Source organism: Bifidobacterium sp. B4111 (genome assembly GCF_026537235.1).
In the GTDB taxonomy this organism is placed as follows: Bacteria; Actinomycetota; Actinomycetes; order Actinomycetales; family Bifidobacteriaceae; genus Bombiscardovia.
In genome coordinates this window covers 209787-222850 of the sequence record NZ_JAFNMO010000002.1, presented here as the reverse complement: position 1 = coordinate 222850, position 13064 = coordinate 209787, and the positions used below count along the sequence as shown (strand labels likewise).

Genomic DNA, 13064 nt, shown 5'->3' with positions numbered 1-13064 from the left:
GCAAAAGCCTTACGTTATGGCCTTAGGCAGGCAGCTCGGTCAGTATGGGGTCCTCGGTGCTGTTGCGGATTTGACGGAAGCCCACAAAGGCGATGGCCAGCGAGGTCAGAGCCAGAGTAGTGACCACCCCGAACCCGCCTTGGGATCCGTAACGGTCGATGAACTGCCCGGCCACAGCCGAACCCGCCGAGGATCCGATCGAATTCATGGCGCTCAGCCAAGCCATGCCTTCGGTAAAGCGGATGGGCGGCACCAGGTGGAGCATGAGCTGGTTGCCGTTGATCCAGGTGGGTGCCTGGCAGACGCCGATGATCAGGTAGATGACCATGATGGTCCACAGATTCCTGGCAAACATGAAGGTTCCGATACCTAGGTTGACTACCAGCAGGCAGAAGTAGAAACGCTTCCAGAGTGGAATAGTCCAGTTCTTGGCCCCGTAAAGCAGGGCGCCGACTAGGGAGCTGAAGGAGAAGCAGGCGAAGACGAACCCGGTCATCTGCTTCATCCCTTGCTCTGTGGCGAAGGCGATGATGGAGATGGACGCTGCGCTCTGAAAAGCTCCCAGGCCGAACCAGGTGGCGCAGACGGCGATCATGCCAGCGCTCCAGAAGGCGCCGCTGCGGCTGTGCCCGCCCTCCTGGGCCCGCAGACGAGCCACCTGCTGAGCTTGTCGTTCTCGGTACTCTTTGCGGGTGATGCCTTGGGCGCGGGCCATGTCCGTCTGCGAGGGCGGCTCGGTTTCTTTGCAGGAGAGGAACATAAAGGCTCCCACCAGTACGCAGATCCCAGTGAAGGAGAAGGCCAACACGCCCGAAATGACCGCCAGGATGGAAGCCAGCGGGTTGCCGATCACCCACATGGCCTCGTCGAAGACCCCAGACAGGGACAGGGCCTGGCTGGTGGCTCGATGGTCGCCACGAAGCAGATGCGTCCACCGGCTGCGGCTCATGGCTCCCCATGGCGGAATGGCCGCCATGAAGGGGGTGGCCAGGTAGAGCACCCAGGTGGGAGCATGGGCGGTGATGGCCGTGATCAGGACCGTGGCGGTCACGATCCAGACCAGAACCGTGGGGATGGAAACCTGTCGCTGGCCAAACTTGTCGACCATCTTGCCCAGCATTGGGCTGACTAGGGCCAGGGCCACGGCCTGGATGGCGGTCAGGGCGCCGGCCAGGGCATAACTGCCGTAGTAGTGCTGCACCGAGATGGTGATGGTCATGCCCACCATGGGGAAGGGCATGGAGGCAATGACCGACCCCACTGCGAACTGTGCCGTGTGAGGCAGTTGCAGGAGCGCCGAGTATCCTCCGAAGACCCTGCGGCCGGCTTCGACCAGAGCTGCCTTCAATTGCCGTGGCATGGGCTGTTCGTCTCGCTTTCCTAGGGTGTTTGCACGGTCCCGAAGCATGTTTTCCTCAGGACCTTCCCCACGTATGAAGGGATGTGAGGCTGCTGGGGGGACTGCTACAGTGGTAACCATATCGGCACCTGACGGGTGCCATTGGGATACTGATAATTCTACCCTCCGTCATGGCCACTGATGAGGCTCGCCGGGGAGTTTGGGAGGTGGGTCGTGCCTGCGACGACCATTCATTTCGTCCGTCATGGCCAGGTTGATAATCCCGATCATATTCTCTATGAGCGATTGCCGGGATTCCACTTGTCTGACAGAGGCAGGGCCATGGTCGAGGCGACGGCCCGCTTTATGGCCGACGCTCCCGGCATGCGCGATCTGGAAGCCGTCTACTCCTCTCCGCTGGACAGGACCAGGGAGACTACGGCCATCCTGCTTGAGCAGATCAACCCCGCCCGTGTCCAGCACGGTTTGAAACCGTTGGAGCCTAGGTACGATCGTCGTCTGATTGAGGCCGACAACGAATTCCGGGGCAAGCGCATCGGCCACGGGCAGGGGGCCCTCTGGCGGCCCTCCAACCTGAGGCTGATTCTGGATCTACGCCGTCCCAGCTGGGGGGAGTCCTATCGGCAGATCGCCCGGCGAGTGGGGGAATTTGTCCGGCAGGTGGTCCGCAGCCATCCTGATGCACAGGTTCTGGCTGTTTCACATGAGTCGCCCATCTGGTCGTATCGCCACCTCTTGGAGACCGGCCATCCCGAGCACAATATGCTCCTCCGGGCCGCTGCCCTGGCCTCGGTGACCTCTATCACCCTTGACTGCGCTACTGGCAAAGTGCTGGGAATCGCCTATGCAAACCCGGCGGCAGGCGTGTGAAGACCGCTTGAGCGGCCTAGGATGACAGGGGATACTGTCGTGGAAGATTGTCCGAGAACCCGATGAAGGAGCGTGATGATCATGGTGGATGTGCAATCGAGCGCGGAGTCGATAAGCGGACGGCCCGCCGTGGCTGAGGCAGCTGAACAGGGGGCCAGGCTGGTGGACCTTTGGCCCTTGACAAAGGCCGAGCATCTGGCCAACGACGCCAAGTATGCGGAGGACCTGCAGGTGCGCATCAGCATGGTGCTGGCACAGCTGATGACGGGTGAGGATGTGACTATCCCTGACGCTGAATACGTCTATGAGGGCGCTGAGGACATCCCCGGACGTCCTCAGGAGCTGGTGGATGCCCTCATGGCGGCCAATGACGCCATCGAGGCGGCTGCACAGGCGCAGGGCGACCAGTCCAAGGCGCTTGCGGATTTGGCTGACACTTTGGGCAGCGGCTGGGACCAGGCCCGGCAGCAGGATGTGGCTGCCGGAGTGGCCAAGGCCGAGCAGTCCCTGCAGGATCAGAACAAATTTTCCGAATCTTCTCAGGACAAGGAGGGAGTGGCCCAGGCCCTTGCTACGAGTCTGGAGATCTGCCGTGATCTGCTTCAGCGTGCAGGCGCTGACCCTGGCCATGCTGCGACCGCCGCGCCAATCCTGGTCTATGTCAATGAGTTCAACGAGCGACTGGGCATTCCCCGGGCTTTCGTGTCTGACGAGGATGTCGTCCACGCCCTGGGATTGCTGAAGGATCCCGAGGCTTTCGCCGATCTGCTGGCCCCTCTAGTGGGCGCTGAGTGGGACCGCCATCGCCAGGAGGTGCTCTGGGATCCCGAGGAGGCCAAGCGCAGGGCCAAGGAGGATGATGAGCGCAAGAGTCGAGAGGCTCTGCAGGCCAAGTTCGCCCATGTGCCCGAGGACCTCAACAAGCCTCCTGTGGAGCTTTAAGAATTTCTTCCCTTCGCCTTGGCATCGGTCAAGGCGAAGGGAAGGGTGGATTCAGCGGTCGAAACGGGCTCCTCGTGGATCGCTGGGCCGGGCCAGCAGAATGATCCCGGCGACGGCTCCGGCGATCATGATCAATGCGCCTAAGCCAAGCAGGGAGAGCGAGGATCCCGGGTGCCCGTCTACAATAGCTATGATGGCGAAGACCAGAGGGATGCCGCCCACCAGCTCGCTTACGAAGGGCAGGAGTATCCAGAAACCGGACAGGTTGGTGTCGTGAAGTCGCCGTATGCCCACTGCCAGATTCGGTATGAAAAATCCAAGGGTAACCAGGAGGGACAGGATCCGTCCCACAAAGAAGAATTCTGAGGTGATGAGCGAGAGCGCTAAGTTGATGAGGAAGACCATGAGAACAGACCACCAATATTCCCCACGGGAGGCCCTTCCGGAGAAGACCACATATTTGACGAAGAAACGCTTGCAGGCACTTACGAAGTCAATGCCGTACCAGGGTGCGTTCAGTGGCGGCTCGCCATTGAATCCGGCATCCGCATAGGGGTAAGCCGGATACTGTGGAATCTGAGGCCCGGGCTGTTGGCCTGCTTGATACCCCGATTGGTAGCCTGCCTGCGACCAACCCTTGGGTGTCTGATAAGGGTTGCCCGATGCATAGCCGGACGGCGGGGGTGTGCCATTGGGCCGACCATTGGCCTGGTCGGGATTCGGAACTTGGCCATAGGGCGCCTGCTGTTGTCCATAGTACTGCTGGCCATAGGGCTGTTGTTGGTTGGAGCCCGGCTGCTGACGATATGGCCGCTCTTGGTAGGCCTGTTCCTGGCGGTGGTCGTCGGCAGGTCTTTGGACTTCGCTGATCGGATGGTAGATGTCGCTCTGATCCGAAGCTGGCTGTGCATAGCCGGATTGTCCTGGTTGAGGCTGATTCAGGTAAGCCGTGGGTCCTGAGGCGGTTCCGTCTGCCAGATCGTTCTGGGGCCAGCCGTTGGCCGAACCCTGGTCATTGGGGCTCCGGCCCCCGTTGTTCGTATCATCTGGATAGCTCATCGATATTGTCCCTCTCATCTTCTGTTGATTATTCCGGATCTGATTCTTCTGTATGTTCCTATTATGGCAGGCCATTTCTTCTGCTTGCCAGTCATGGGTAGTGCAGGGGATGGAGGACTCGTCATATTCCCTCGGGCTGGTTTGTCGGATTCGGTATGTTTGCTGTTGCAGGGCGGTTCACTCGTCGTCCGGATTGACCATATGATCGTCGCTGGCATCGCCCAGAAGCAGCCGTTCGGTCAGGGTGATCAGGCCCAGCAGGAGGGCGGTCAGCAGGATGATGACCAGGGTGGCCGAGAAGATCAGTGGAGTTCTAAATGAGTTGAAGGCCGATTGCAGCCATATGCCCAGGCCGTTTCTGGCGCCCAGATACTCCGAGGTGGCCGCGGTGGCGAAAACATAGGCGGCGCTGATGCGCAGGCCGCCGAAGATCTGTCCTGCGGCCACTCTCAATTTGACATGCAAGAGGGTCCATATTCGAGTTGCCCCGCAGTTCAGCGCCACGTCCTGGTAGAAGCGGGGTACGGACTTGAGGCCCCGGTAGGTCTGGACCACGATGGGAAAGAGGGCGAAGACGGCCACGATGACTACCTTGCCCAGGGGCTCGAATCCGAACCAGATAACGAACAGGGGGGCGACGGTGATCAGCGGGATCATCTGGGCGCCGGCGATCAGGGGGTAGAGGGCGTCGTGCAGAGTTCGCCAGCGGTAGAGTGCCAGGCCGATCACTATTCCCAGGACCGAGGCCAGGAGGAAGCCCAGCAGGCCTTCAAGGAGGGTGATAGCGGTGGCGGGCAGCAGGTCCTCCCGGGATTGCACTGTGGCAGCCAGGACCCGGCTGGGCGCTGGTAGAACCTGTTCACTGACTCCGCCCAGCCGGGCAGCTAGCTCCCAGATGATCAGGAGCGCCAGCAGGGTGAGGGTCGGAGGCAACGCCCGGGCTCTGCCCTGCTTCCGCACCCTCATCGACCAGCTGCTTCCCGGACGTAGCGATCGGTCCACAGGTCCGTGGCCCGAGGGGCCTTGTTGGGGTCGCCCTTCTTGGCATCCCGGTAGGTGCCCGCCTTGAATTGGAAGTCCAGATAGTCCTGGGCATCCTTGACGTTGATCAGCCCGCTGATGCTCTTTTGCTCCGGGCTGTCGACCCAGTACCCTTCCTTGACGATGCTCTCCATGGAGCGTTTGGCCAGGGTCGGGTCGATGGCCGATCCCTTGGTCTCCCTGACCAGGATGTCCGCCGCCTGGTCGGGATGGCTCAGGGCGTAGTCGTAGCCCTTCAGGCAGGCCTTGACGAATGCCGTCAAGGCGCGACGGTGGCCGGCCTGCCGCAGCCAGGAATTTTTGACCACGAAGCCCAGTTGGTCGGGGTTGCCGGGCACTCCCCAGTCGGCCTGGGTGAAGCAGTGCAGGGCTGGGCCCTTGAGCTCGCTCTGCACGCCTTCCCAATTGGCGTAGAAGCCGGCGAAGTCGCCCTTGCCGCTGGTCAGTGTGGCGAAGGTGTTGGTGCCGCTGGTCACCCGCTTGAAGTCGCCCTTGCCTCCTGCGTAGCGGATCATCTGCTTGACTACGGCCGTCTGTTCAGCCGAGCCGAAGCTGACGAAAGTTTTGCCGTCGAAGTCCTTGGGGGTCTGGATGTCGGTGCGCGAGGCCAGCGAGCACCAGCGCGCCACGGAATGCTGGCCTATGTTGAAGACCTGCCGCAGGTCGGCTCCCTGGGAGTTGAAGGTGGCCAGGTTGCTCAGCTTGGAGAAGCCTACGTCGGCGACCCCGTTCTGAACGGAGGTCTCGGCTCCTGCCTGGGCCGTCGGCAGGATGGTCAGCTTCAGGTCGGCCTTGTCGAAGTAGCCTAGGTGTCGGGCCACGTAGATGCCTACATGATTGGTGTTGGGCGTCCAGTCCAGCATGAAGGAGAGCCTGGAGCCGTCATCGGCCTTGTTCTCTGCCCCCTTGGCACCGCAGGCTGCGCTCGTAGCTGCCATGCAGAGCGCAGCTACCAGGGCGAGCGCCCGCATGATCAGTTTGTGGCCGGGAATTCTCCTGGAGCCTCTGTTCCCCGACATGCTCATCACTGTCACCTTGCCTCTCCGGCACTCCTGGTGCCCATCCGCGTCGGGGCCGCTACGGGAAGGTGAGGAGCCCGCGCGACGATCCGGTACGGTCTTGACCGATGGAATTCTGCGATGTGTGTCACGGCTGCTGCCACCAGCCGCGCGAACAAGACCACTCTAGTCCAACCCAGCCGGTCCTGCCTTGCCGTGATGAAAGGTTGCATCATTTGCCCGTATACTGGAGGCTCACGAGAGGTCCGCGCGGGCCGGCTGCTGTCGGTCTCGTCAGGAGCAAGACAACCGATTTCGGTAGGGTTCGACGGAGAGGGTTCCCATGTCGGTGACCATCAGTGATGTGGCCAAGCAAGCGGGCATGTCCGTATCCACGGTCTCCCAGGCGCTCAATAACAAGGGGCGCATCTCCCCGCCTACCAAGGACAGGGTTCGCAGGGCGGCCATGGAGCTGGGCTACATCCCTGACAGTCGAGCCCGTTCCATGCGATCCTCGCGCTCGCATGCCGTAGGTCTGCTGGTCCCCGACATTCGCAACCCTTATTTCTCTGAGCTGGTCTACGCCGTCCAGGACCAGCTCTACTCGGCAGGCTACGCGCCCCTGATCGGCGTGTCCTCTTGCCAAGCCAGCAGGCAGGAGGACTATTACCGCATCCTTCTGTCTCGGCATATGGACGGTGTTCTGGTCGTGCCTGACGGACCCACCTCGCCCATGCTTCGCACCATGTTGGCAAGGGAATTTCCTGTGGTCTTCGTAGACCGTCCCGACCGGACCCTGCCCGGTGTTCCTCTGGTGGATTCTGACCCGGTGCCTGGCCTGGAGGCAGCCTTGGATGCTCTAGTAGCAAGGGGCTGCAGACGAGTGGCTTTCGTCCCGGGCCCAGAGAGTCGCTCCTATACCTTCCGCGAGCGCGAGCAGGCTTTTCTGGCCGGTGTGGATGCCTGTCAGGGGCTGACGGGATTGGTGGTCCGCCAAGGTTTCGAGGATCGCCCCCGGGCGGCTGCGACCATGCGCCACCTGCTTGGTCAGGGGGTGGACGCCGTTATCTTCGGCTACTCTGCCGATGCCATCAAGGCCGTTGCTATGGAGTGGGACGGCGACCAGCGCTCGCGAGTGCCCTTGGTCTCTTTCGACGACCTGGAGGTCTTCCAACTGATCAGTCCTCAGGTGTCGGTCATCTCCCAGCAGGTGGACCGCATGGGTCGCCAGGGGGTTGACATGCTCCTGTCCATGATCGAGTCGGGGCGGCAGGCCCCGGAGGGCATGAGCATGGATCGCCGCCTGCGCACCCAGACCCTCTTTGTGCCGCGGGGTCTGTTGGCTTAGGTCTGTTCCTGCTTGGTGCAGGGGTCGGGGCTGGGCAAAATGTGTGCGTGTCGGGCGGCTGCGTCGTCCCTGTAGATGATCCCCCGATGGCTCTTCGGCCATTTGCAGCCCTTGTCCAGACCCCGCTGTTGGTGACTTAGTCCACCAAACACGGGAACAACTAAATGTAGGAAACGAATCATCATCAGACACTACATATGGTGGTCACGACGTGATAGAGTAAGTCCTGTCAGCAAAAATGACATACATGTGATTCGCTGTTCCCGGTATGGAATTCGGGAACGCCAAAGCAAGCGCACATGAGTAACCGTATGACAACCGTATGAGGAGTGACGATGGATACTGAGGTCATGACCGATAGCGTGAAGGAGCGTGGCATTTCGGATCGCGATGCTGTTGACGGCATTCTGGTCGAGAAGCGCGACGGCCGGATCGTCGATTTTGATCCTGTCAACATCATGAACGCCATCGAAGCTGCTTTCAAGGATGTCAAGCACGAGGTCAGTCCTGAGGATCGCCAGCAGATCCGGGGTATGGCCCTGACCGTCCAGTCCGAGATCACTGATCGCTACACCAACCCAGTCAAGATCGAGGACATCCAGACCCTGGTCGAGCATGCCCTGGTCAATGCCCATCTTTACGAGATTGCTCGCTCCTATACCTCCTACCGTCTTGACCGTGACATTCAGCGGGCCAAGGCCACTGATGTCAATGAGGCCGTTCATCGTCTGACCAGCAAGGACGAGACTCTGGTGCGCGAGAACGCCAACAAGGACGCCAACGTCTACGCCACCCAGCGCGACCTGCTGGCCGGCGCGGTATCCAAGGCCTCGGCCTTCGCCATGCTGCCCAAGGATGTCTCCAACGCCCACATGAAGGGCGACATCCACTTCCACGACGCGGACTACTCGCCCTTTACTGCTGAGACCAACTGCTCCCTGCCTGACTTCGGTGACATGCTGGCCCATGGTTTCGAGCTGGGCAACGCCATGATGGACTCGCCCAAGTCCATCGGCACCGCTGCTACGCAGATCACCCAGATCATCAAGGACATTGCCGGCTCCCAGTACGGCGGTCAGACCGTCAACCGTTGTGACGAGATGCTGGACAGGTATGCGCGTCTGGACTACAAGAAGAACTATTCCATGGCTGAGGCTGTTCTGCCGGACGAGGAGCCTATCGACGTGGCCAAGGATGTCGTCCGCGGCCTCAAGGCCCGGGAAGCTGACTGGCTCCACTTGGACGATCGTGCTCCCATTGGCGAGGACGCCCCCTTCGATCTGGACGCTCCGCAGATTGTTCGGCTGCGTCAGGTCTATGCCAAGATCTTGACTCGCAAGAACATCTACGATGCCATGCAGACCATGGAGTACCAGATCAACTCCAACCGTGTCTCCAATGGTCAGACACCCTTCGTCACTGTGGGCTTCGGCCTGGGCACCTCTTGGTTCGCCAGGGAGATTCAGCGGGCCATCTTCCTGATTCGCATCCGCGGACTGGGCAAGGACCGCCACACCGCCATCTTCCCCAAGCTGGTCTTCACCATCAAGCATGGGCTGAACGCGGACGAGGGCGATCCCAACTACGACATGAAGCAGCTGGCTCTGGAGTGCTCGACCAAGCGCATGTACCCTGACGTGGTCTTCTACGAGAATTTGGTCAAGATCACCGGCTCCTTCAAGGCCCCCATGGGCTGCCGCTCCTTCCTGCAGGCCTGGACCAATCCCGAGACGGGCGAGGACGAAGAGGACGGTCGCATGAATCTTGGTGTCGTGACCGTCAACATCCCCCGCATCGCTCTGGAGTCCCGCGGCGACAAGGACCGCTTCTGGAAGATCTTTGACCAGCGTATGGAGGTGGCCCACCATGCTCTGCAGTTCCGCATCATGCGCTGCAAGCAGGCCACGCCCATCAACGCCCCCACCCTCTACCAGTACGGCGCCTTCGGCAGGCTGAAGCCCACCGACAGCGTAGACACCCTCTTCCGCAACAGCCGCTCCACTGTTTCCTTGGGCTACATCGGACTCTATGAGGCCACCAGCGTCTTCTACGGCAAGGACTGGATGAAGGACCACTCCTGGGATCCGGATGGCAAGGAGTTCGCCCTAAGCATTGTGCGCCGGATGAACCAGCTCTGCAAGCAGTGGGAGAAGGCTGAGGGGTACCACTATTCGGTCTACTCCACTCCGGCCGAGTCGCTGACTGACCGCTTCGCACGGATGGACAAGGAGAAGTTCGGCGTAGTCGACGGCGTCACCGACCACGACTTCTACACCAACAGCTTCCACTACCCGGTCTGGCTGCGGCCCACGCCCATGGAGAAGCTCAGCTACGAGCGGGACTTCCCTTACCTGGCCTCGGGCGGGTTCATCAACTACTGCGAGTTCCCATCCATGCAGCAGAACCCCAAGGCCCTGGAGGCGGTCTGGGACTATGCCTACGACATCGGCATCGGCTACCTGGGCACCAACACCCCCATCGACCACTGCTTCGTCTGCGGCTACGAGGGCGACTTCGAGCCCACTGAGGAGGGCTTCAAATGCCCCGAATGCGGCAATGACGACCCCGATAAGTGCAACGTGACCAAGCGCACCTGCGGCTACCTGGGCAACCCAGTCCAGCGGCCCATGGTCCACGGCAGGCACGAGGAGATCGCCCACCGCGTCAAGCACATGGAGGGCGAGACCGGCCACGTGGTCCTCAAGGACGGATCCACCAAGGAGTGGTTTGACGACAAGGCCGAATAGCCTCTGAAGAGGCGCAGTACATGGCGGGCCGGGTAGTTTGCGGCCCGCCATTGTCATGAGGAGGACCAGATGATGGACAAACAGGGAGCCATGAGAAAGACAGGCGGCCACCGTGACTTCGCTGCTGATGAGCAGGGGCGCGGTCCAGGGATCCCCTCTGAGCTGACCAACAATCCCAGGGCCGGCCAGTGGGACGGCCGTCGGCTTAGTCGAGGAATCGTGGCGGACTACAAGCGTCTGGTCATGACCGACGGCGAGGGGATCCGCTGCTCCCTCTACGTCAGCGGCTGCCCTTTCCGTTGCCAGGGGTGCTACAACGCTTCCATCTGGGACTTCGGCGCCGGGCACCCCTATACCCAGCAGCTTGAGGACCGCATTGTCAAGGACCTGTCGCTGTCCTATGTGCAGGGCATCACCTACCTGGGCGGGGAGCCCCTGCTCAACACCCCCATGCTGCTCGGCCTTTCGGAGCGGATCCGGCGCGAGTTCGGCCATGAGAAGGATATCTGGTGCTGGACAGGCTATACATGGGAGGAGCTGAACCGGCCGGGGGAGACCCCGGACAAGGCCCAGCTGATCTCCTACCTTGACGTGCTGGTGGACGGACGCTACTTGGAGAATCGGAAGAACAGCCTGCTCCAGTTCCGAGGCTCGGACAACCAGCGGATCATCGATGTGCCGCGTTCCTTGGAGCAGGGCCAGGTGGTAATCTGGCCCAAGCTGCATGACCAGACCAGGTTTATTCCGGAGACCTACAGCAAGGACAGGCAGCAAGAGCAGCAGCGGGGCTGATACCGGCTCCTGCTCTGAGTTGGTCTACGTCGCCTTGCCGGGGCACAATGGGTGTCATGACTGATGAGCATGATCACGACGCCAAACCCGACCTGCCCAAGGATCTGAGGGTCCGCTTCTGCCCCTCGCCGACCGGCACCCCGCATGTGGGCATGGTTCGAACCGCACTCTTCAACTGGGCCCAGGCCCGGCACTCGCACGGTACCTTCGTCTTCCGCATCGAGGACACCGATGCCCAGCGCGACAGCGAGGAGAGCTACCAGCAGATTCTGGAGGCCCTCAAGTGGCTGGGGCTGGACTGGGACGAGGGTGTGGAGGTCGGCGGCCCGGATGGCCCCTACCGGCAGTCCGAGCGTGGCGATATTTACCGCGATGTAGCCCGGCAGCTGCTGGATGCCGGCTACGCCTACGAGTCCTATTCCACTGCCGAGGAGATCAAGGAGCGTAACCTGGCCGCTGGTCGACCGGCGGCTTTCGGCTACGACGGCTATGACCGCGACCTGAGCAATGAGCAGCGTCAGGCCTTCCGCGACCAGGGTCGGCGGCCCGCCCTGCGCATCCGCATGCCTGACGAGGACATCGCCTTTGACGACCTGATTCGCGGGCATATCGAGTTCAAGGCCGGGTCCGTGCCCGACTATGTGATTGTGCGCCCCAACGGCGATCCGCTTTATACTCTGACCAATCCGGTGGATGATGCCCTGATGCGCATCAATGTGGTCCTGCGCGGCGAGGACCTGCTCAGTTCCACCCCCCGGCAGATCGTCCTCTACCGTTACTTGATGAAGCTGGGCATAGCCCGGGCCATGCCTCTCTTCGGGCACCTGCCCTATGTCATGGGCCAGGGCAAGAAGAAGCTGTCTAAGCGCGACCCTGAGTCCAACCTCTTTCTGCACCGGGAGCACGGCTTCATTCCGGAAGGTCTGCTCAACTATCTGGCCCTGCTGGGCTGGTCAATTGGCCCCGACCGGGATGTCTTCTCCATGGATGAGATGGTTGAGCACTTTGACATCCGGGATGTCAAGGCCAATCCGGCCCACTTCGACATCGACAAGGCAGTAGCTATCAACGCCGAGCACATCCGCATGCTGGAGCCACAGGACTTCCTGAACCGGTCCTTGCCCTACCTCAGGCGCGACAGGCTGGTGAGTGCTGAGCGCTGGCAGGACCTGAGCGATCGTGAGCAGCGGATCCTGACCGCTGCCGCCCCCCTGGTCCAGCCTCGCGTACGTCTGCTGGGCGAGGTCTCCGGCATGGTAGGCAGTCTGCTCAGCAAGGAGGATTACCTGGAGCCCCAGCCGGATGCCCGTAAACAGCTCAAGGACTCCGCTGGACAAGTCTTGGACCTGGCCATTGCCGCTCTGGATGATGTATCCGACCAGGACTGGAAAACCGATCACCTGCACGACCTGCTCACTCAGGCGCTGGTGGATGAGGGCGGCTATAAGCCCCGACTGGCCTTCGGGCCGGTCAGGGTGGCGGTCTCGGGAAGGCGGGTCTCGCCACCCCTGTTTGAGTCCCTGGAGATCTTGGGCAAGAGCACAACACTCCGGAGGATGGCCAACTTGCGCCAAAACCTCTGAGCGGGTATATTTCTTTTTTGTTGTGCTACTGACCTGCTGAACCGGGTTCGTACGCGGCGAAAAGTGAAGCCCCCGTCGTCTAGCGGTCTAGGACTACGCCCTCTCACGGCGCCAACACCGGTCCAAATCCGGTCGGGGGTACGACATGTGACAATCGTCCAAGCGGTTGTCGCACAGCCAATTGGGGTATGGTGTAATTGGCAACACAGGTGATTCTGGTTCATCCGTTCTTGGTTCGAGTCCAGGTACCCCAGCAGTAGGGATTCAGAGTCCCCAAGAGCGGAGCATCGAAACGATGTTCCGCTCTTCTTGTATGCGTATTGC

The 13064-nt window shown here is 61.2% G+C and carries 10 protein-coding genes and 2 tRNA genes; 8 read left to right on the top strand and 4 right to left on the bottom strand.

Features of this window, described 5'->3' with window-relative positions:
• Positions 1-22: 22 nt before the first annotated feature.
• Positions 23-1360, bottom strand: coding sequence for an MFS transporter (locus tag J3T93_RS04845; protein ID WP_267430746.1), 1338 nt, complete (start codon positions 1358-1360; stop codon positions 23-25).
• Positions 1361-1573: 213 nt separating this feature from the next.
• Here J3T93_RS04845 and J3T93_RS04840 point away from each other — a divergent pair, with 213 nt between their 5' ends.
• Both J3T93_RS04840 and J3T93_RS04835 read left to right on the top strand, forming a co-directional pair.
• Positions 1574-2230, top strand: coding sequence for a histidine phosphatase family protein (locus J3T93_RS04840; protein ID WP_267430745.1), 657 nt, complete (start codon positions 1574-1576; stop codon positions 2228-2230).
• Positions 2231-2311: 81 nt separating this feature from the next.
• Positions 2312-3172 (top strand): hypothetical protein, encoded by an 861-nt coding sequence (locus J3T93_RS04835; protein WP_267430744.1) that lies wholly within the window; start codon positions 2312-2314, stop codon positions 3170-3172.
• 51 nt (positions 3173-3223) lie between these two features.
• Here J3T93_RS04835 and J3T93_RS04830 read toward each other — a convergent pair whose 3' ends face one another.
• From J3T93_RS04830 to J3T93_RS04820, 3 genes are all read right to left on the bottom strand, one after another.
• Positions 3224-4231 (bottom strand): DUF805 domain-containing protein, encoded by a 1008-nt coding sequence (locus tag J3T93_RS04830; protein WP_267430743.1) that lies wholly within the window; start codon positions 4229-4231, stop codon positions 3224-3226.
• 177 nt (positions 4232-4408) lie between these two features.
• Positions 4409-5197: an ABC transporter permease gene (locus J3T93_RS04825; protein WP_220236818.1), complete on the bottom strand. Its 789-nt coding sequence runs from the start codon at positions 5195-5197 to the stop codon at positions 4409-4411.
• Complete coding sequence (locus J3T93_RS04820; protein WP_267430742.1) at positions 5194-6297, bottom strand: ABC transporter substrate-binding protein; 1104 nt, start codon at positions 6295-6297, stop codon at positions 5194-5196. Before J3T93_RS04820 ends, J3T93_RS04825 begins: the two co-directional genes overlap by 4 nt.
• A gap of 316 nt (positions 6298-6613) precedes the next feature.
• Between J3T93_RS04820 and J3T93_RS04815 the strand changes: the two genes are divergently transcribed.
• The 6 genes from J3T93_RS04815 to J3T93_RS04790 all read left to right on the top strand — a co-directional run bounded on the left by J3T93_RS04815 (position 6614) and on the right by J3T93_RS04790 (position 12994).
• Positions 6614-7618 (top strand): LacI family DNA-binding transcriptional regulator, encoded by a 1005-nt coding sequence (locus J3T93_RS04815; protein WP_267430741.1) that lies wholly within the window; start codon positions 6614-6616, stop codon positions 7616-7618.
• A 350-nt stretch (positions 7619-7968) separates the two neighbouring features.
• On the top strand, positions 7969-10365 hold the full coding sequence (gene nrdD / locus J3T93_RS04810) for an anaerobic ribonucleoside-triphosphate reductase (RefSeq protein WP_258561586.1): 2397 nt from the start codon (positions 7969-7971) through the stop codon (positions 10363-10365).
• Between the two features lie 69 nt (positions 10366-10434).
• Entirely contained in the window at positions 10435-11157 is a 723-nt protein-coding gene (gene nrdG / locus J3T93_RS04805) for an anaerobic ribonucleoside-triphosphate reductase activating protein (protein WP_220236822.1), read from the top strand.
• Between the two features lie 56 nt (positions 11158-11213).
• Complete coding sequence (gene gltX, locus J3T93_RS04800; RefSeq protein WP_220236823.1) at positions 11214-12740, top strand: glutamate--tRNA ligase; 1527 nt, start codon at positions 11214-11216, stop codon at positions 12738-12740.
• A 68-nt stretch (positions 12741-12808) separates the two neighbouring features.
• Positions 12809-12881, top strand: a tRNA-Glu gene (locus tag J3T93_RS04795).
• 41 nt (positions 12882-12922) lie between these two features.
• A tRNA-Gln gene (locus J3T93_RS04790) sits at positions 12923-12994 on the top strand.
• Positions 12995-13064 lie beyond the last annotated feature (70 nt).